Source organism: Micromonospora peucetia (assembly GCF_900091625.1).
In the GTDB taxonomy this organism is placed as follows: Bacteria; Actinomycetota; Actinomycetes; order Mycobacteriales; family Micromonosporaceae; genus Micromonospora; species Micromonospora peucetia.
In genome coordinates this window covers 2,356,701-2,375,241 of record NZ_FMIC01000002.1, presented here as the reverse complement: position 1 = coordinate 2,375,241, position 18,541 = coordinate 2,356,701, and the positions used below count along the sequence as shown (strand labels likewise).

Annotated in this window: 21 protein-coding genes, 2 tRNA genes and 1 other RNA gene; 12 read left to right on the top strand and 12 right to left on the bottom strand. The window is 72.2% G+C overall.

The window, feature by feature from the left end:
- Positions 1-75: 75 nt before the first annotated feature.
- The 4 genes from recR to ffs form a co-directional block, all read right to left on the bottom strand.
- Positions 76-669 carry a recombination mediator RecR gene (gene recR / locus GA0070608_RS11115; protein WP_091626270.1) on the bottom strand — a complete coding sequence of 198 codons (594 nt, stop codon included), beginning with the start codon at positions 667-669 and terminating at the stop codon, positions 76-78.
- A 7-nt stretch (positions 670-676) separates the two neighbouring features.
- The gene (locus GA0070608_RS11110; protein ID WP_218107639.1) at positions 677-985 is read right to left on the bottom strand and encodes a YbaB/EbfC family nucleoid-associated protein; all 309 of its coding nucleotides are present in this window, start codon (positions 983-985) and stop codon (positions 677-679) included.
- A 352-nt stretch (positions 986-1,337) separates the two neighbouring features.
- Positions 1,338-4,031, bottom strand: coding sequence for a DNA polymerase III subunit gamma and tau (locus GA0070608_RS11105; RefSeq protein WP_091626262.1), 2,694 nt, complete (start codon positions 4,029-4,031; stop codon positions 1,338-1,340).
- 107 nt (positions 4,032-4,138) lie between these two features.
- Positions 4,139-4,228, bottom strand: an RNA gene (ffs, locus tag GA0070608_RS11100) — signal recognition particle sRNA small type.
- Positions 4,229-4,310: 82 nt separating this feature from the next.
- Here ffs and GA0070608_RS11095 point away from each other — a divergent pair.
- A tRNA-Ser gene (locus GA0070608_RS11095) sits at positions 4,311-4,395 on the top strand.
- Positions 4,396-4,493: 98 nt separating this feature from the next.
- Here the strand turns inward: GA0070608_RS11095 and GA0070608_RS11090 are convergent.
- Positions 4,494-5,615, bottom strand: a complete 1,122-nt coding sequence (locus GA0070608_RS11090) for a pentapeptide repeat-containing protein (protein WP_176733692.1) — start codon at positions 5,613-5,615, stop codon at positions 4,494-4,496.
- A gap of 404 nt (positions 5,616-6,019) precedes the next feature.
- On the opposite strand from GA0070608_RS11090, the gene GA0070608_RS11085 reads away from it, so the two are divergent.
- Both GA0070608_RS11085 and GA0070608_RS11080 read left to right on the top strand, forming a co-directional pair.
- Entirely contained in the window at positions 6,020-6,439 is a 420-nt protein-coding gene (locus GA0070608_RS11085) for a hypothetical protein (protein ID WP_091626254.1), read from the top strand.
- A 183-nt stretch (positions 6,440-6,622) separates the two neighbouring features.
- The gene (locus GA0070608_RS11080; RefSeq protein ID WP_245715769.1) at positions 6,623-7,414 is read left to right on the top strand and encodes a sulfite exporter TauE/SafE family protein; all 792 of its coding nucleotides are present in this window, start codon (positions 6,623-6,625) and stop codon (positions 7,412-7,414) included.
- Positions 7,415-7,500: 86 nt separating this feature from the next.
- Here GA0070608_RS11080 and GA0070608_RS11075 read toward each other — a convergent pair whose 3' ends face one another.
- Positions 7,501-7,749 (bottom strand): flavin reductase, encoded by a 249-nt coding sequence (locus tag GA0070608_RS11075; RefSeq protein WP_091626250.1) that lies wholly within the window; start codon positions 7,747-7,749, stop codon positions 7,501-7,503.
- The gene (locus GA0070608_RS11070; RefSeq protein ID WP_141719445.1) at positions 7,746-8,231 is read right to left on the bottom strand and encodes a hypothetical protein; all 486 of its coding nucleotides are present in this window, start codon (positions 8,229-8,231) and stop codon (positions 7,746-7,748) included. The genes GA0070608_RS11075 and GA0070608_RS11070 overlap by 4 nt, the downstream gene beginning before the upstream one ends.
- A 236-nt stretch (positions 8,232-8,467) precedes the next feature.
- Between GA0070608_RS11070 and GA0070608_RS11060 the strand changes: the two genes are divergently transcribed.
- The 6 genes from GA0070608_RS11060 to GA0070608_RS11035 all read left to right on the top strand — a co-directional run bounded on the left by GA0070608_RS11060 (position 8,468) and on the right by GA0070608_RS11035 (position 14,242).
- Positions 8,468-9,235 carry a DUF5753 domain-containing protein gene (locus GA0070608_RS11060; RefSeq protein ID WP_091626239.1) on the top strand — a complete coding sequence of 256 codons (768 nt, stop codon included), beginning with the start codon at positions 8,468-8,470 and terminating at the stop codon, positions 9,233-9,235.
- Positions 9,226-9,417, top strand: a complete 192-nt coding sequence (locus tag GA0070608_RS11055) for a DUF397 domain-containing protein (protein ID WP_091626234.1) — start codon at positions 9,226-9,228, stop codon at positions 9,415-9,417. The genes GA0070608_RS11060 and GA0070608_RS11055 overlap by 10 nt, the downstream gene beginning before the upstream one ends.
- Positions 9,418-9,716: 299 nt before the next feature.
- Positions 9,717-10,331, top strand: coding sequence for a hypothetical protein (locus GA0070608_RS11050; protein WP_091626231.1), 615 nt, complete (start codon positions 9,717-9,719; stop codon positions 10,329-10,331).
- A 32-nt stretch (positions 10,332-10,363) separates the two neighbouring features.
- Positions 10,364-10,858 carry a hypothetical protein gene (locus GA0070608_RS11045; RefSeq protein WP_091626227.1) on the top strand — a complete coding sequence of 165 codons (495 nt, stop codon included), beginning with the start codon at positions 10,364-10,366 and terminating at the stop codon, positions 10,856-10,858.
- A 472-nt stretch (positions 10,859-11,330) separates the two neighbouring features.
- Positions 11,331-13,532, top strand: a complete 2,202-nt coding sequence (locus GA0070608_RS11040; protein WP_141719444.1) for a hypothetical protein — start codon at positions 11,331-11,333, stop codon at positions 13,530-13,532.
- A gap of 158 nt (positions 13,533-13,690) precedes the next feature.
- A complete protein-coding gene (locus tag GA0070608_RS11035) occupies positions 13,691-14,242 on the top strand; it encodes a DUF5872 domain-containing protein (protein ID WP_091626217.1) in 552 nt (183 codons plus the stop codon).
- 133 nt (positions 14,243-14,375) lie between these two features.
- Here the strand turns inward: GA0070608_RS11035 and GA0070608_RS11030 are convergent.
- Positions 14,376-14,462, bottom strand: a tRNA-Ser gene (locus tag GA0070608_RS11030).
- Positions 14,463-14,537: 75 nt separating this feature from the next.
- Here GA0070608_RS11030 and deoD point away from each other — a divergent pair.
- The 3 genes from deoD (at position 14,538) to GA0070608_RS11015 (ending at position 16,467) form a co-directional block, all read left to right on the top strand.
- A complete protein-coding gene (deoD, locus tag GA0070608_RS11025; RefSeq protein WP_091626213.1) occupies positions 14,538-15,245 on the top strand; it encodes a purine-nucleoside phosphorylase in 708 nt (235 codons plus the stop codon).
- A gap of 119 nt (positions 15,246-15,364) precedes the next feature.
- Positions 15,365-16,003 (top strand): TetR/AcrR family transcriptional regulator, encoded by a 639-nt coding sequence (locus tag GA0070608_RS11020; RefSeq protein WP_091626209.1) that lies wholly within the window; start codon positions 15,365-15,367, stop codon positions 16,001-16,003.
- On the top strand, positions 16,000-16,467 hold the full coding sequence (locus GA0070608_RS11015; RefSeq protein WP_091626205.1) for an acyl-CoA thioesterase: 468 nt from the start codon (positions 16,000-16,002) through the stop codon (positions 16,465-16,467). Before GA0070608_RS11020 ends, GA0070608_RS11015 begins: the two co-directional genes overlap by 4 nt.
- 82 nt (positions 16,468-16,549) lie before the next feature.
- Here GA0070608_RS11015 and GA0070608_RS11010 read toward each other — a convergent pair whose 3' ends face one another.
- The 4 genes from GA0070608_RS11010 to GA0070608_RS11000 form a co-directional block, all read right to left on the bottom strand.
- Positions 16,550-17,044: a nucleoside deaminase gene (locus GA0070608_RS11010; RefSeq protein ID WP_176733952.1), complete on the bottom strand. Its 495-nt coding sequence runs from the start codon at positions 17,042-17,044 to the stop codon at positions 16,550-16,552.
- 184 nt (positions 17,045-17,228) lie between these two features.
- A complete protein-coding gene (locus GA0070608_RS11005) occupies positions 17,229-17,756 on the bottom strand; it encodes a tRNA adenosine deaminase-associated protein (protein ID WP_091626199.1) in 528 nt (175 codons plus the stop codon).
- Positions 17,757-17,878: 122 nt separating this feature from the next.
- Positions 17,879-18,046 carry a hypothetical protein gene (locus GA0070608_RS32580; RefSeq protein WP_176733691.1) on the bottom strand — a complete coding sequence of 56 codons (168 nt, stop codon included), beginning with the start codon at positions 18,044-18,046 and terminating at the stop codon, positions 17,879-17,881.
- A gap of 100 nt (positions 18,047-18,146) precedes the next feature.
- Positions 18,147-18,539 carry a hypothetical protein gene (locus GA0070608_RS11000; protein WP_091626197.1) on the bottom strand — a complete coding sequence of 131 codons (393 nt, stop codon included), beginning with the start codon at positions 18,537-18,539 and terminating at the stop codon, positions 18,147-18,149.
- Positions 18,540-18,541: the final 2 nt, after the last annotated feature.

The window sequence follows — 18,541 nt, the reverse complement described above, 5'->3', positions numbered from 1 at the left end:
AACCCACAGTGGACGCGCAGACGCCCCGTACGACAATGGCCGGCACCGGATTCCGGTGCCGGCCATGGCGGTGACTCAGACGGCGCGGCGGCCCTCGAAGGCCCGGCCGAGGGTGATCTCGTCGGCGTACTCCAGGTCCCCGCCAACCGGCAGGCCGCTCGCCAACCGGGTCACCGCGATGCCCATCGGCTTGACCATCAGCGCCAGGTACGTCGCGGTCGCCTCGCCCTCGGTGTTCGGGTCCGTCGCCAGGATCAGCTCCCGCACCGTGCCGCCGCTGAGCCGGGTCATCAGCTCGCGGATGCGCAGATTGTCCGGCCCGATCCCCTCCAGCGGATTGATCGCCCCGCCGAGCACGTGGTAGCGGCCCCGGAACTCACCGGTCCGCTCAACCGCGACCACGTCCTTCGGCTCCTCGACCACGCAGAGCACCTCGTCGGTGCGGCGCGGGTCGCGGCAGATCCGGCACTGTTCGGACTCGGCCACGTTGTAGCAACTGGTGCAGAACCGCACCAACTCCTTGACCTTACGCAACGCGCCGGCCAGCCGGTTGATGTCGGCCGGGTCGGCGGACAGGACGTGGAAGGCGATCCGCTGGGCGCTCTTCGGGCCCACACCCGGCAGCCGGCCCAGCTCGTCGATCAGGTCCTGGATGGCACCTTCGTACATCTGCCGCTCAGAAACCGGGCAGGCCGAGGCCGCCCATGCCGCCGGTGACCGGACCCATCTTCTTCTCGGTCAGCTCCCGCACCGCCTCGGCGGCGTTGTGCATGGCCGCGACGACCAGATCCTCCAGAGTCTCGATGTCCTCCGGGTCGACCGCCTTCGGGTCGATCTTGATCGACTTCAGCTCGCCGGTGCCGGCGACGGTCGCGGTGACCAGACCACCGCCGGCGGTGCCGGTCAGCTCCGCCTCGGCGAGCTCGGTCTGCGCCTTGGCCATCTGCTGCTGCATCTTCTGCGCCTGCTTCAGCATCTGCTGCATGTTCGGCTGTCCACCTGGGCGCACGGATGGCTCCTTCTCGCACTCGTCTGCTCAACCGCCGCTCAGCCTATCCGCTGTGAGCAGCCTCGCCCCGCCCGGTGCTTCCCACGCGGCGGTCCGGGCGGCCCCTCACGAAGTCGTCCGGACGGAGGTGGTGGTTCCCGGAACAGGCCGCGGCGATCATGTGACCGTCAAATCACACGACCATGTGTCCCCGCGCCGCGCCAGGGAAGCCCGCCGGAGATCTTGGGACGGAAGGGCCCCTGGAGGGGCCGTTTCCCGCCAAGATCTGCCGCGCTCACCACGCCCGGTCAGCGGCACACCGGCTGCGGCCCGCCGATCGGTCGACGCCCTACCGGGCGTCCACCTCGTCGATCTTCTCGGCGCCGAACACCTCGCGGAGCAGCCGTACCGCCTGTTCCTCGCTGGATTCCCGCGCGGTCCGCTCGTCGAGCACCTCGTCCAGCGGCTCGTCGCCGGGGTCGAAGCCCTCCAGGTTCGGGGCCGCCGCCGGCCGGGCCTCCCCCGGGCGTCCCCCACCGCCGCGCACCGGGCCGTCGAAGTCCGGGTCGTACGGCGGCTCACCCGCCCAGTCGGCGTCCGCGGTCTTCCGGGCCGCCTGGCCGGTACGCGGACCACGTCCCGCCGCAGCCGCCCGTGCCGCCGCGATGGCGCTGCTCACCGGAGGGCCGGCGGGCGCGGCCTGCTGCGGCACCGCCGAGGGACCGGCCGGCTTCGGTACGGCAGGCGCGGCCGTTGCCGACGCCGTGGCGGCGCCCGCCGACCTGGCGGTCGACCCGGCAGCGGTTGGCGTAACGGTGGTCAACGTGCCGCTGTCTGATGCCCCGGTGGTCGACACGCCGCCCGGTCGGGCCGGTTCCGGCCAGTCGTCTTCGCCGCCGGCACCGGTCGCGGCACCACCCGGGCGGGCGGGCTCGGGCCAGCCCTCGTCATTGTCGGCGGCGGCACCGGGCCGGGCCGGCTCAGGCCAGCTCTCAGTACCGGCACGCGCGGCAGCAGCACCGGCCCCGCCAGCTACCCCGCCGTTACTCGAACCACCGCTGGGCTGCCCACCGCTCGGGACGCCACCGCCATGGCTGTCACCGGTCGGGACGTCACCGGTCGGGCCGACCGGCGGCTGAGGGACGGGAGCCCCGGGCGGCGGGGATGTCGGACGGGCCGGGGCGGCGGACCGGGAGGAGCCACCGAGCGACGCGCCACCCCGTTCGCCGGCCACCTCGCAGCGGATCTGCCAGCGCCCGCCAAGCTCCTCGTAGAGCGCGTCGGTGAGCACCTGGGCGTGGTCGGACATCATCTTGGCCAGCACTGACGACTTCACCGTCACCACGAGCGTGTCGCCGTCGAGGTCGCGGACCACCGCGTCGCGCATCAGCGCCGCGATCCGCTTGTTGCTCCGGTTGACCTTGCCGACCACCTCGGGCCAGACCCGGCGCACCGCGACCGCGTCCAGCGCACCGGTGGCCGCCGCGCCGGGGCGAGGCGGGGCCGGGGTGGCCGGGTCGGGCATCACCGCCGACGGCGGCACCACCCGGCGGGGCGCACCCGCAGCCGGCTCGGACGCGGCCGGAGACACCGGGGCGTTGCCCGGCCCAGCCGGAGACACCGGGGCGTCACCAGACCCGACCGGAGACACCGAAGCAGTCGGCGTCGGGCCGCCCGGGGCGGCACCCGAGGGTCCCGTCGGGGCAGCCGCGCCAGCGCCCTGCGACGTACCGCCCGACGCACCCGCGTTCGCGACCTCGGGTGAGGCGGCTGGGACGCCGGAGGCGTACGCCTGGGGGGTGGCGGGGGTGGGGTCGGGGCGTACCGGAGAACGGGAGGTGACCGGCGCGGGGCCGGCGGCGGCCGGCGGCGCGTCGGTGCCGGCGAGAGTGAGCCGGCGTTCCATGCGTTCGAGGCGCTGGAGCAGGCCGCCGGTGGTGTCGTCGGCACCGGGCAGCAGCATCCGGGCGCAGATCAGCTCCAGCAGCAGCCGGGGCGCGGTGGTGCCGCGCATCTCCACCAGGCCGTTGTGCACGATGTCGGCGCAGCGGGACAGCGTCGCCGGGCCGAGCCGCTGGGCCTGGGCGGCCATCCGCTCGATCTGGTCGGTGGGACCGTCGATCAGGCCCTTGGCGGCGGCGTCCGGCACCTGCTGGAGGACGATCAGGTCGCGCAGCCGCTCCAGCAGGTCGGAGGCGAACCGGCGCGCGTCGTGCCCGGCCTCGGCGACCCGGTCGACGGTCGCGTACGCCGACGCACCGTCCCCGGCGGCCAGCGCGTCGCACATCTCGTCGATCAGGGCGGCGTCGGTGACGCCGAGCAGGGCGGCGGCCCGGGAGTAGGTGACCCCCTCCGGGCCGGCCCCGGCGATGAGCTGGTCGAGCACGGAGAGGCTGTCCCGGGCGCTGCCGCCGCCGGCGCGCACCACCAGCGGGAAGACCGCCTGCTCGACGGCGACGCCCTCGGCCTCGCAGAGCTGCTCCAGGTAGGGCCGGAGCACCTTCGGCGGGATCAGCCGGAACGGGTAGTGGTGGGTCCGCGACTTGATCGTGCCGAGGACCTTCTCCGGCTCGGTGGTCGCGAAGATGAACTTGACGTACTCCGGCGGCTCCTCGACCAGCTTGAGCAGGGCGTTGAAGCCGGCCGACGAGACCATGTGCGCCTCGTCGATGACGTAGATCTTGAAACGGCTCTTGGCCGGCGCGAAGATCGCCTTCTCGCGCAGCTCCCGGGCGTCGTCGACGCCGCCGTGGCTGGCCGCGTCGATCTCCAGCACGTCGATCGAGCCGCCGTCAGTGGCCAGCTCGCGGCACGACGAGCACTGCCCGCACGGCTCCGGGGTGGGGCCCTGCTCACAGTTGAGCGAGCGAGCCAGAATCCGGGCGCTGGAGGTCTTGCCGCAGCCACGTGGGCCGGAGAAGAGGTAGGCGTGGTTGAGCCGCCCACTGCGCAGCGCCTGCGACAACGGCTCGGTGACGTGCTCCTGCCCGATGACCTCGGCGAAGGTACGCGGCCGGTACTTGCGGTAGAGCGCCAGTGCCACTCGTCCCGCCTCCTCTCGACCGAGCCATTCTGCGCCGGTCAGGCGCGGGTGACCACCCACCACCCCGTGACCTGACCCGCAGGGACGTTACCGGGACCCGGAGACAAAAAGGCCTCCCGTGCACCCGGCAGAGCTCGCTTATCCTTGCTGCCTTCCGGCCCTGGGGAGGTTCACGAGATACCGCCGCACGGGAGGTACCGCCAACCCTACCCGACGCCGCGTCGATCTTCAGGGGGTGGTGGGGTGGCCCACCCGCCGGGGACCTGTATCCTCGTCTGCGGAGGATTCGCCTAGAGGCCTAGGGCGCACGCTTGGAAAGCGTGTTGGGTTTACACCCTCACGAGTTCGAATCTCGTATCCTCCGCTCGCTTGAGCAGCACGAACGACAGGGTCGGCCCACCGGGGACCGGCCCTGAGTCGTCTCTGCGGTCACTCTCCCCGCTGGACCACGGCGCGCTCCTGTCAGCAGAACGGCCTCTTGCTCACCGGCACATCCGAAGGCCGCGTCACGCCGGTTGGCAACCGGGTCCGCTCACCCACCCGGCTGCACCGAACAGCCTCACTGGTCAGCCCCGTCACGCCGCTCAGATCCGCGCCGTCGAGATCCGCGCCACTCAGATCCGCGCCGGTCAGGTGCGTACCGGTCAGATTCGTGTTGATCAGGTCCGCGTCGTCCAAGCGGGCGCCGGTCAGGTTCGCGGCGGTCAGGTTCGCCTCGTTCAGGTCTGCGCCCCTCAGATCCGCGCCGGTCAGGTTCGCGTTGCTGAGGTCCGCGTCGCCCAGGTCCGCACCGCTCAGATCCGCGTCCCTCAGGTCCGCGCCGCCCAGATCCGCGCCGCCCAGGTACGCGAAGCCCAGGGTCGTGTTGGTCAGGTTTGCGCCATCCAGGATCGCGACACTCAACTTCGCGTACGACATGTACGAGCCGGCCAGATTCGCCCCGCTCAGGTTCGCCCCGTTCAGATAGATGCCGACCAGATCTGCGCTGCTCAGGTCCGCATTGGTCAGGTCCGAAAAACTGAGGTCCGCGTCGCGCAGGTTCGCATCGCGCAGGCTCGCGTGGGGTAGGGAGATCTCGGGTAGGGACAGTTGGGTACCGGCGAGGTCGAGGCGACGGTTCTGCTCGTGTTCGGGGTGTGGCCGTCGGGCGAGCACGGCAAAGGCCGCGCGCACGTCTTCCGGCGCTGCCGGTGGGGGTTTCGGTGACTTGAGCGGGTCGGCTGACCTGACCGGCTCGGCCTTCCTGCGTGCGTTGGTACGGAGGAAGGCGCTCAGGACCGCGATGACGGTGGGTTCGTCCTCGGGCGAGTCGCGCATGATGCGTTCGAGGGAGTAGATGCCGCCGAGTCGGACGCTGAGCTTGTCCAGACCGGTCTGACCGAGCTGGTCGATGGCCCGGTTGAATCGGTCGGCGATCTGGCCCCGGGCGGCGAGATCGATCTGGGCACGGGTCGCCCGGGTCGCGTCAGCCGTGTAGACCAGGGACTGGGCGGTGAACAACAACGCGGCGACCGCCGTCAGCGCGGTGACCCCCTGGAACACGACCTGCACACGGGACTGCCGCTCCGGCTGCACCACCGGCACCGGGCCACCGGCGCGGGAACCACGCGCCCGCAGGGCGGAAGTCCGCCAACGTGGCGCAGCGCCGGGTACTCGAACAGACCTGCCCGACATCCAACCCGCACGTGCAGCAGCGAATCGATCACGAACCGTCGGCATATTCGTATTAGACAGGGTGCCGAGCAACAATCAGAGACCGGTCAGCCATGGCCGCTCGCCAATGTCCCATGAGGGCTGCGTCCTGGCGTCAGCTCCGCACCAGGCGCCACGACGGGCCGCGGTTGTGCTGCCCGGCACATGCCAATGTCTCATCGACGAACCACCGGTGGCCGACATCGCTCTCAACGGGCAAGGCTGGAAGGAGTGGTCCGCTTGGACAAGATCCCCCGCTGGCTGCTCTGGACACAGCCGATCGCGATGTCCGGCACGTGACCGGCCCGGAGTTCGACGAATGCGACTGCCCGGAAAACGTCGACGCATCCCTGGACCGTGCGGAGCCGGGCGCTGGGCCGGCACTCCTCTGGCTGGTGCTGGACGAGTCCCACCCGGCTGCCGTCGTCCTTCCCCGGATCAAACGCGGGCTCCGGTCGCGGGACCCCCAGACCAGGGCGAACGCGTTGCAGTCGCTGGGCCACTTCGGACGCCTGCACCGGGAGATCGACGACGAGTCGCTGGCTCTGCTCCGGATTGCGCTGCACGATCGCACCGTGCTCGGTGGCTATCAACTACGCGGTTACGCCGACAACGCGGCGGGCGACATCGGCTCATTCGTTCCTCGGCACCGGCTGCCCCGTTGGTTACGCCGCCGCCACGCCGGGCCCTGGCGACCGCGCCCACTGCGGAGGTGAGGCGCGGCGTGATCCCCACCGCGTCGATCAAGCGGCTGGGCGCGGCGTGATCCCTGCCGCACGTCGATCAACCGGCAGGACCCACGCCCTACGCTGACAGCCGCATCCGACAGCGAGACAACCGGGCGGCGGCGACCTGCGGGCGACGACCTGCCCGGGGAGAGCGCAGACAAAGTGAACGTAATGCTGAATGCCCCTGAAGCGCTGGCCGTGCTGGCCGCCGGGGTCGCGGCGGGCGCCATCAACGCGGTGGTGGGTTCGGGCACGCTGGTGACCTTCCCGGTCCTGCTCTCCCTCGGCTTCCCACCGGTGGTGGCGAACGTGTCCAACACCGTCGGGCTGGTGCCGGGATCATTTTCCGCGGCGTACGCCTATCGCAGGGATCTGGCCGGGCACGGCGGCCTGCTGGCACGTCTGGGCGTGGCCGCCGTGCTTGGCGGGGTCACCGGCGGCGTACTGCTGCTGCTCCTGCCCCCCGGCGCGTTCCGGGCCATCGTGCCGGTGCTGATCGTCCTCGCGCTGGTGCTCGTGGTGGTGCAGCCGCGACTGGCGCGGGCGTTGGCCCGCCGCCGGCCGGTCCCGGACGGCGCGGGCCCGCCGTCCGCCGGTGGCGGGGCGGTCCGGCACGTCGGGCCGCTGCTGCTGCTCGGCGTGTTCGGCACCGGGGTGTACGGCGGGTACTTCGGCGCCGCACAGGGAGTGCTGCTGCTGGGGCTGCTCGGCGTGTTGCTCTCCACCGACCTGCGCTGGGTCAACGGGGTGAAGAACGTGCTCGCCGGCCTGGTGAACGGGGTCGCGGCGGCCCTGTTCGTCGCCGTGGGAACGGTGGCGTGGCAGCCGGCGCTGCTGATCGCGGCGGGTTCCGTGGTGGGCGGCCTGATCGGCGGCCGGTGGGGACGCCGGCTGCCTCCGGTGGTCCTACGCGCCACGATCGTGGTCGTCGGGCTTGCCGCCCTGGTCAACCTGCTGCTCTGAGCGCTACGACGGGCGGCGGCACGGGCACGGAGGGACCACCGGCCCGTGGCGCGTCGTCAGCCGCGCGGGCGGGCCACGGCGCGTCGTCAGCCGCGCGGGCGGGCCCAGGAGAGGAACCGGTCGGCCAGGTGGGTCAGGCTCACACCGGAGTCGAGCGCGACGAGTTGTTCGGCGGCCTCGGTCTGGAGGGTCGCCAGGTAGACGGTGAGTGCGGCCCGGTCGTGGCGGTACTCACCGAGCAGCCGCAGCTTCGCCGCTGAGCAGGGCCAGGCGATGCCGCACGCCCGGCAGCGCCACGTGGGTCGGGTCGGGACATGCTCACGTCGGCGACTCACCGCGCCCCCGGCCCGACCGACCCCGCCGCACCGACCTGGCCTGCGCCGGTGGAGACCGCCGCGACCTGCCCCGCACCGGTGGAGACCCCACCGACCTGGCCCGCAACGGTGGGGACCACCCGGGCCCGGTCGACGCGGATCGAGGCGAAGCGCTCGCGCGGGCGGAGGGTGCCGTCGGCGTTCACCTGGTGGCCGCGCACCTCGGCCCACAGTCGACCCTCGAACGGGCCGACGCCCAGCACCTCGGTGATCCGCAGCGTCAGTGGGCCCTCGCCGAAGCGGTAGGAGTCGTCGGGGACGCGGATGGTCGTACCGACGGCCCAGGTCATCGGCCGCCGCCGGGCGGGCTCGGCGGGCTCGGCGGGCTCGGCGGGCTCGGCGGGCTCGGCGGGCTCGGCGGGCTCGGCGGGCGGATCGTCGTGGTCGTCCGGAGGGGCGGGGGACGGCTCGCTGCTCGGGGCTGGGTCGCGGCGGGTTCGCATGGGCGGTACCTCCTTGGCGGCTCGGCAGGACTCGTCCTGGCGAGGACGAAAAGGGTTGGAGGGGGCCGCCCCGCCCTCCCCGCCGGGGCGGCCCCACGACTGACGCCGACCGCCGGGCTCCTTCGCCTCCACCGGCCGCGCCGTCTTCGTCACCCCAACATGCCGGTAGTGAGCAGACAGATACAGCCCGTAGGGCTATGGTGCCCAGATATTTGGGACGTCCGATGGGAGGGCCCGTGAACGACGCGCTTCGGGTGGCGCTCAGCGACACCGGGTACACGATCGAATCCCTCGCCGAGACCGTCAGCGTCGACCCCAAGACGGTCGGGCGCTGGTTGACCGAGGACCGCATACCGCACGCCCGGCACCGGCTGGCGGCGGCGGAAGCCCTCCGCCGGGACGTGTCGGACATCTGGCCGGACACTTCGAGACGTCGTGACCCGATCTGGTTCCGTCCCTGGCAGGAGATCGAGCGCGAGGCGGTGTCGCTGCGGTCGTATGAGTCGGTGGTGTTGCCCGTTCTGCTCCAGACCGAGGCGTACGGGCGGGCCGTGCTGACCGGTGGCGGCCTGTTCCCCCGGGGTGATGTCGAGCGGCACCTGGCGTCCCGGCTGGCCCGTCAGGGCATCCTCCGGCAGGACGAGCCGCCGCAGTTCACGGCGGTCATCGACGAGGCGGTGCTGCGCCGGCCGGTCGGCGGCCGGGACACCATGTCCGAGCAGCTCCGGGCCCTGGTCGCGGCGTGCGCCGAGCCGCACGTCCGGGTGCACGTCGTGCCGTCGACGGTCGGGGCGTACGCCGGCCTGAACGGGCCGTTCGTGCTCGCCGGCAGCCGCGACCACCGGGTCGCCGGCTATCTCGACAACCAACTCCAGGGACAAGTGGTTAGCGACCCGGGCGACATCGCCGCCATGATGGCTGCGTGGGAAAACGTGCGCGGCGAGGCGCTGTCGCACTGGCAGTCTGTCGATCTCATCACGGAAATGGCGGAGTCATGGAGCTGAATGGCGCGCGGTGGCGCAAGAGCACCCGCAGCAGCGGCAACGGCGGCAACTGCGTCGAGGTCGCCGACAACCTGCCCGGCTTCGTCGCGGTGCGGGACTCGAAGGACCCGGCCGGCCCGGCGCTCGCCTTCGCACCGGCGGCGTGGCGCGCGTTCGTCAACGAGGTCGCCAAACGCCCCTGACCAGGCAAGCCCCACCCCCACCCCCACCCCCGCCCTCTCCCTCGCGCCCGCGCCCGCGCCCGCGCCCGCGATCTTGCAGTTTGCGCCCAGGCAAAAACCGCATTGCGCCCAAAAAGAGGGCTGAAAGTGCAAGATCGCGGGGCAGAAACGGCGGAGGAGGGCGGGTACGGTGCGGGGGACGGGGACGGGGACGGGGACGGGGACGGGGACGGGGACGGGGACGGGCGGGGGCAGGGCAGGGCGAGGGTCACCGTCGTACACATGTTCTATCCACAGGGTGTGGATAGCGGGGGGATTGGATGGGTTACCAGCTCAGCGCGGTCGTCGCGGACGCCGAGCTGCTTCGCGAGCAGACCGCCGACCTCGACCACGCGGTCCTCGGCGAGTTGCGTCAGGACTTCGGGCTGCTGCCGGTCACCCCGCAACTGGTAGAGGAACTGACCGGCACGCCGCCTGACTTCTCCGTGGCGGAACGGTCCCGGGAGGAGCCGTTCCACCTGGTGCTCTCGGCGGCACTCACCGACGTCCTCGCGCGCTGGTCGCGGTCGGGTCCGGTGGCGTACCTGGAGGCGGAGTTCTTCGGCGGGGCCGGCTACCAGTCGGCGCTGGTGTGGCTCGGCGGCGGGGTGAGCTGGGGGCCGGGGTTCGACCGCCTCTTCGAAGGGCCGCGTGCCCAGTGGCCGGTCAACGCGGCGCTCACCCGGCTCGGCGCGGAGTCCGGCGCGTGGATCGACCTCTTCGCCGAGCTGGGCCTGCACGTCGAGCGGAGCACCGAGGGATGGTTGACGCACGGACGCCGTCGACTGAGCGCCGACTACTGGGACGAGCTGGCCGAGGAATGGGAAAACCGGCAATCTGCCGGCGGGCAGCAACCTGAACGCCCCAGTCCCGTTGGGGACTGGGGGATTCCATGAAATTACGACAATTTGCTTTTATCGCGGCGCTGATGACGGCTGCCTGGGTTTCGGGCAGCGGCGCGCACCCGCCGTCGCCCGAACTGGGCGACCGGCCCGTCGGGGTCGTTCAGGTGGTCGATCTCAACGGCCTGCGCGACGTCGAGTTCGGCGACACCGAGGACGAGCTGACCCGGCGGGGCATCCTGCGCTCCGACGTCGACGCCTGCGGCCCGACGCTCGCCGGATACGACACGACCAGCCCGATCTTCGTCGACGACCGGTTGGTGCTGCTCTGGCTCGGCGAGGCGACGCGCACCCCGCAGGGCGTCACCGCCGGCATGCCGGTCGAGGAGGTCCGTGCCCGCTACCCGGCCCTCCGCGAGCTGGACGCTCCGCAGGGGACGTACCGGCTCGATGGGCTGCTCGCCCGGCAGGGCGACCGGGCGTACCTCTTCCTGCACGACGGGCGGGCCGTGAAGAAGATCATCGCCGGGTACGCCGACTGGGCCCAGCGCCTCTTCCACGAGGGCCACAGCCCCTGCTGAAACGGTCTACAAAATGACTGTCCGGCGATCGACCACCGTGAAATTATCAGCGCGCCGCGCAGATCGCGCGGCGCCACACGGGGGAGTCGATGTGAGAGCAGCCCTGCCCGTACGCCCAGAAAGTCCTACCGGAAGACGCTTCTCCCTGATCGCCGCGACGGTCGCCGCCATGGCCGCCACCGTCCTGATCGGACCGGGCGCGGCCTCGGCGGCGCCAGCGCCGGCCGCGAGCCCGTCCGCGACCACGCCGAGCCCGTCAGCCGCCACGCCGCCCACGGCCGGCGGGACGCCAGCCGTCGCCGAGTCGCCTGCCCCGCCGAAGGCCCCAGGCCCGGAGGCATCTCCGAAGACACCGGCCCGGAAGGCGTCCACTCCACCTACCGCGAGCAAGTCCGCGCGGCCGGGGGGCCGCCCCGGACCGTCGGCCACCGGGGCCGGCGACTGCGGCGGCAGCCTGGCCTTCGGCCGGATCGTGACCTGTCCATCGGTCTCCGACGAGGAGGAAAACGTTTGGAGTGTCGTCTCCAAACTGGACTCGGACGTGCTGATCGGCCGGCTGACCCAGGTGTCCGGCGAGAACGTCAGCGCCCAGGTGCACGGCCCGGACGGCGCATACGTCTGCTACCTCTCCACCTACGCCAGCGAGTGCCAACTCGGTGCCGCCGGCACCTACACGATCACCGCGTCGCTGTACCACGGCTCGGGCGTCGGCAGCTACCGACTCTCGATCGAGTCGACCCGGCGGCCGTCGATGTGCGTCAGGCTCCCGGCGACCTTCTTCTCCTTCACCTCGACCGGCCACACCGGCACCCTGCCGGCAGGCCTGGCGGCGCGCTGCTTCTCGTTCACCCAGCCCACCGGCACCGTGCTGCACGTCGCGGACCCCGGGGGCAACGGTGACGTCCGAGGGCGAATCCTGGACGGCGCCCACCAGCCGGTCTGCCCGGTGGGCGACACCCGCCAGTGCACGCTGAGCCAGCCGGGACCGTACCGGCTCCTCCTTGGGGAGTTCTACGGGGCGGAGAGCAGTTACACGCTCAAGATGCCCCGAATCTCGAACCCGGTCGGCTGCCCGGCCGTGCCGCTGGCCGGCTTCGGTAACCCGGGTGCCGCCGTCGGGTCCGCGACCGTCCAGTACGACGAAATCACCTGCCACGCACTGACGACCGCCACCGCAGGCGCGGTCGTGGTCCGCTTCAACCAGCACCAAAACCAGCACCTCGACTGGACGATGTACGACGCCGCGGGCCAGCGGATCTGCGACGAGTACACGAACTCCCGGCACTGCTCCCTGCCCGGGCCGGGTTCCTACACCCTGCTGGTGCACAACCGCCACACCATGGGCGAGGCGATCACCTACCAGGTGGCGGTGACGGCGCTGCACAGTAACGCCGGGTGCGCCGGGGCGACCGCGACGACCTGGGACCAGCCGGCTCTCCTGGTGCACCAGACCTCGGGCGTGCAGACCAACTGCCAGCCGTTCCAGGGCGAGGCGGGCGACCGGGTCACCGCATACGGGGCACCGACCGTCTACAACGAGCTGTCGATGTGGCTGGTCGACCAGGCGGGCACTCCGCTGTGCACCGAGTGGTCGGAGGAGGACGGCTGCGTGCTGCCCGCCACCGGCACGTACCGCATGGTGAGCTTTCTGCGGTACTGGGAAACCGACAGCACGGACCTGACGTACAAGCTCCAGGTCCGCCGGCTGTCGGCGGCGGTCGGCTGCCCGACGGTCACGCCGGGCAGCTACGGCGCGGCGCCGGCCGGCGCCCTCGGCGGCATCCGCTGCCGGACGCTGGATATCCCGGCGGCGGGCGCTTACCTCGTCCAGGCGGTCTACGCGGACAACCAGCCCGAGTACGCCAAGGTGTACGACGCCGCCGGGCTGCGGGTCTGCGGGGACGTCCACTGCGTGTTCCCCGCGCCCGGCCGCTACACGATGGTGTTGGCCGGCAACGTCACCACCAAGGTGATCGACAACGACGTCGAGTACGCCGTTGCCCTGCTGCCCAAGGCACCCTCGGGCTGCACGCCGGTTTCCGACGCCGCCCACGGACAGGCCCCGCACCAGGGCACGTTCGCCGCCGCCGGGCAGTACGACTGCCTGCAACTGCCCAGCCCGGCCGGTGCCCGGGTGGTGCGGGTGCAGGCCGGTGACGCGACCGGCGCGGCCAACCCGGAGATCACCGTGGTCGACGCCACCGGCGCGTACGTCTGCGACATCTACAGCCTGCGCCAGTACAGCTGCGAGCTGACCGGCACCGCGCCGTTCTCGGCCGTGCTCAACGCCCCCAGCGAGGCCCCTACCGGCGCGTACGCGGTGGGCTTCGCGCGGGTCGACGGCCCGCCAGCCTGCCCGGTGCTGCCCCGGGACGCCACGGGGGTCGAGGTGACGACGGGAGCTAGCTCGTTCGCGGCCTGCTTCTCCATCCCCGCCGACCAGCACGCGGCCCGGGAGTCCTTCACCTGGACCCGGACCTCGGGCACCGGTGACGCCCGGCTGTCGGTCCTCGACGCCACCGGCGTGCGGTACTGCGGCCCGACCGGCTACTCCGTCGACCGGACGATCACCTGCACCCTGCCGGCGGGCCCGGTGACGGTGCTGTTGGAGGCGGACGGGGTCGACGCCACGTACCGGCTCACCCACCGCGACGGGACCACGCCGGCCACGTGATGCGGCTGACGGGCCGGCCAGGTGGGCGGCCCGTCAGCTTCAGGCCAGCACAGAACGCCCGGTCGATCCGCCAGGATGGACCGGGCGTTTCCGTCGGGCGCCCGTTCGGGCCGCCGGATCCTACGCATGGGCCCTGAAGTGCCGGGTAACCGCCGGGCATGGCGCGGTACACCAAGCCCGAACTCAGGGAGCAGGTCAAGGAAGAGATCAAGGCCTCCGACAAGGGCGGCAGACCGGGGCAGTGGTCGGCGCGCAAGTCGCAGCTGCTCACCCAGGAGTACGCCAGGCGCGGCGGCGGCTACCAGGGCCCGAAGGACGAACGGCAGAAGTCCCTGCAACGCTGGGGCGGCGAGCACTGGCAGACCAGGGAGGGCGACACCCGGGCGCGTCACGGTGACGAGACGAGCCGCTACCTGCCCGAACAGGCCTGGGAGCAGCTCTCCCCCGAGCAGCGGCGCGCGACCGACGCCAAGAAACGGAAGGAGTCGAGGTCCGGCAAGCAGTACGTCGCCAACACCGGGCCGGCCAGCCGCGCACGCCGCAACGCCACGGCAGCCGAACGGCTGTCGGAGTTGCCGGTCGCCGAGGCGGCCAAGCTTGTCCGCGACCTCGACACGGGCCAACTGAAGACGGCACTGCGCCGCGAGCGCGACGGCAAGGCCCGCAAGACGCTCATCCAGCGTCTGGAGTCGGAACTCGACCGACGCTGACCAACGTCCGAGCGGACGGATTCGCACAGCCCGGCCTGCGCGGATCGGGATCGGGCGGGCCTGACCATCCGTCCACAAACGGAACGCCCGGTCGATCCTCGCGGATCGACCGGGCGTTTTCGCTGTTCACGAGCGGTGGCGGAGGGATTTGAACCCTCGGAGGGCGTTAACCCTCACACGCTTTCGAGGCGTGCTCCTTAGGCCACTCGGACACGCCACCGCCGAGAAGGGTACATGACCCCGGGTTGGGACGCCGAACCGGTATCGCCGGGGTCGGCCTGGCAGGATCCTTGCCATGAGTACGCACATCGGCGCGAAGCCGGGAGAGATCGCCGAACGGGTCCTGATGCCGGGCGACCCGCTGCGGGCCAAGTGGATCGCGGAGACCTACCTCGAGGGCGCTCAGTGCTACTCGACGGTCCGGGGCATGCTGGGCTTCACCGGCCGCTGGAACGGTGTCGAGGTCTCCGTCCAGGGTTCCGGCATGGGCATGCCCTCCGCCTCCATCTACGCCCACGAGCTGATCAACGAGTACGGCGTTAAGTCGCTGATCCGGGTCGGCTCCTGCGGGGCCCTGTCCGAGGATCTCCGGCTGCGCGACGTGATCGCCGCGATCGGCTCGTCCACCGACTCGAACATGAACCGGATGCGGTTCGACGGGCTGATCGACTACGCCCCGGTGGCCGACTTCGGGCTGCTGCGTACGTCGGTGGAGGTGGCCGAGCGGCGCGGCATCACGATGCGGGTCGGGCCGGTCCTGGCGGCGGACGCCTTCTACACCGACCGCCCGGACCTCTACGACAGCCTCGCCGACTACGGCGTGCTGGCGGTGGAGATGGAGTCGGCGGCGCTCTACACGATCGCCGCCCGGTTCAAGGCCCGCGCCCTGACCGTGCTGACCGTGAGCGACCACATCAAGACCGGCGAGAAGACCACCTCCGAGGAGCGTGAGCAGACCTTCGGCCAGATGGTCGAGATCGCCCTGGACACGATCATCGCCTGACCCTCGTCGGCTTCGACGCCGCCCGTCATCCCACGATGGCGGGCGGCGTCGCGTTTCGGTGACCACCGTCACTCCACAAATCAATACGAACGGTCGTGCTTTTTGACTAGCCTGGCCCCATGACAGTCGACGGACGGGTCGCGCGGGGCGACCGGACCCGCACCGCGGCGCTGGACGCCGCCGTGGTCCTCGCCACCGAGGTGGGCCTGCACGGGCTCTCCCTCGCCCAGCTCGCCGACGCGCTCGGGGTCAGCAAGTCCGGCCTCTTCGCGCACTGGGGGTCCAAGGAGGCGCTCCAACTCGCCACGGTCGACCGGGCGGTGCAGCAGCAACAGGAGCTGATCATCCAACCGGCCCTGCACGCCCCCCGGGGCGTCCGGCGGCTCTGGGCGCTGCACCAGGCCCGGATCGACTTCTTCGCCGCCCGGGTGCTTCCCGGCGGCTGCTTCTTCGCCAGCGCCGACTTCGAGTACAACGCGCGGCCCGGCCCGGTCCGGGACCGGCTCGCCGAGGTGTTCGGCCAGTGGACCGCGTTCATCGAACGCCTCGTCCGGGAGGCGGTCGCCGCCGGCGAACTGCCCGCCGACGTGGACGTCGCGCAGTTGGCGTACGAGATCGACGCGCTCGGGATCGCCGCCGCGATGCGTTCCCGGCTGCTGGACCCCGACACCGCCTACCGGCACGCCCGCCAGGGCCTGCTGAACCGCCTTCGGGCGCTGTGCCCCGATCCGACCCTGCTACCGGAAGGCATCTCATGAGCCACGCCATCGTCGACCAGCCCACCGTCGAGTTCGGTCACGTCGCACACGTCGCGGTGCACTTCGACGACCTCGACGCGTTCGGCCTCCTGCACAACTCCCGGTACGCGGTGCTGCTCGAACGAGCCCTGACGGGCTACTGGGCCGACCACGGCGTCTCCTTCCAGGGCGGGCGACACAGCGCACCGGACGTGTTCCACGCCGTACGCGAGTTCACCATCACCTACCAGGCCCCGATCACCGGCACCGGGCCCGTGGCGGTGCACTTCTGGCTCGACCACTTCGGCACCAGCAGCGCCCGGTACGCGTACCGGTTCCAGTCGGTGGACGGCGGCACGGTGCACGCGACGGGTGAACGGGCGATCGTCCGGGTCGACCCGGCGACCCTGCGCCCCGCCCCGTGGACCGACACCGCCCGCGCGGTGGCCGCGACCCTGCTCCGACCTGCCCCGACCAACGCCTGAGCGCGGGCACCGTCGGCCGCCAGCGGGCCGGCTGTGGGAGGACGCCGGGCTGCCGGGCCGGGCGGCGGGCTGGCGGCTGCGGTCAGCGGAAGAAGGCGCGTAGCAGTGCGGCGCTCTCCGGCTCCAGGACGCCGCCGTACACCTCCGGCCGGTGGTTGAGGCGGCGGTCGCGCAGCACGTCCCACAGCGAGCCGGCCGCCCCGGTCTTGGGCTCCCAGGCGCCGAAGACCACGGTGGAGACGCGGGCCAGCACCAGCGCGCCCGCGCACATCGTGCAGGGTTCCAGGGTGACCACCAGCGTGCAGCCGTCGAGCCGCCAGCGGCCCAGCCGTCCGGCGGCCCGGCGCAACGCCAGCACCTCGGCGTGCGCGGTCGGGTCGCCGGTCAGCTCCCGCTCGTTGCGTCCGATCGCCACCTCGGCGCCGTCCGGCCCGTAGAGCACGGCGCCGACCGGGACGTCGTCGGAGGCGTCGGGGCCCGCGCCGCCGGGTCGGAGGTCCGCGCCGGAAGGACGGGGACGGTCCGCGTCGCCGGGGAGGTCCGGGCCGGTGACGGCGACCGTCAGGGCCCGGCGCATCCACAGTTCGTGCCGCTGCCGCCGGCCGGCCCCGGCCGGGTCGGCCAGCCCCTCGTCGGCGCCGGGCCCGACCCGGCCGGCCGAACCCGGGGTCGGCTGCCCGGGGCGTACGGTGCCGAGGGCCGGATCGGTGGCGTCGGCCGGCTCGACGCCGCCCGCCCCCGCCCGGCCCGGCCCGGACGGCTCAGACCTCACGCAACTCCTCGACCTCGTCAACGCAGCCGAGCACCTGACACAACTCGGCGGTGACGTCGGCCGGCATCATGCCCTCCCGCGCGCTGAGGTTGAGCAGCTTCTGCGCGGAGATACCCAGGTCGGCCAAGAGGTCGGCCTCACCGACCGGGTCGGCCTCCGGGTCGACGGCGGGCTGCTCGGTGTCCTCGTCGCCACGGCCGGACGGGCGCGGCTCCTCGGGGTCGTCCAGCCCGGTCACCGAGGTCTTCAGGTCCCCGACCAGCAGTGCGCCCAGCCGGGACTCCTCCGCGTAGGCCGAGTCGGAGCCGAAGACCCGCAGGTCCTCCCCCTCGTCCAAACGCATGATGACCAGGTACGCGTCGTCCGCCTCGACGAAGAGTAGCGACAGGTCGGCGTCCTGGTCGACGTCGCGCAGCCGGTCGGCGACGTCCTCGATGTCGGTGGCGCCCCGCAGGTTCACCTCTGCGGCCGTCCAACCGCTGTCGTCACGCACGACGGCCGCAGCGAAGTACGACACGGTTCCCCCAAAAAAGCCTCGGTAGGCCGACCCGTTACGCGTGCACGTTAGCCGGTCGGGTCGGCAGGCGACCGGTCAACGCCCCGAAGGGCCGGTCAATCCTGGGGAAAGTCTGCCGGTGGTCAGCCGGCGACCCGGCGGCGGGTGGCGATCAGCTCCCGCAGCCGCTCGCTGCGCGCCCGTTGTGGCCGTTCGCGCTGGCGTACCGCCCGGGCACCCGCCAACTCGGCGAGGAGCTGCTGGCGACGGCGGCTGCGCTCGGGATCGAGCCGCGGAGTGGTCCAGGCCATACCAGCGAGCGTGCCGAGTTCAGACGGCCACGTCAAGACGGGATTCGCTGCGCAGCCGGCCCGCGACGCAGCGCAGCCACGGCCCGGGCCCGCGCGGCACTCACCAGAGCGGCCAGTCCCCGCTCGACGCCCAGCGCACCACCACGATGGCGGCGGCGATGCTCCACCCGCCGGCGGTGACGATCGCAACCCCGGTGGCCACCCCACGGTCGCCGGAACGGACCAGCAGCAGCGCGGCCAGCCAGGCCAGCCCGCCGGCCAGCAGCGTCCACCAGGCGTACCCGGACACACTGCGGCCGAGCAGGCCGAAGAGCGCCAGCCAGGCGGTCGCGACGGCGGCACCGGCCGCGACACCCGCGCCGGTGACCGGGTGCGGTTCGCGGTAGGTGGGCCGCGAGGGTGGCCCGGACGGGAAGAGCCCCGAGGGGGCGTGTGGCGGCGGCCGGAACCCGGTGTCCGGGTCGGGCGGGAAGGCGTACCGTCCGGTCGTCATCG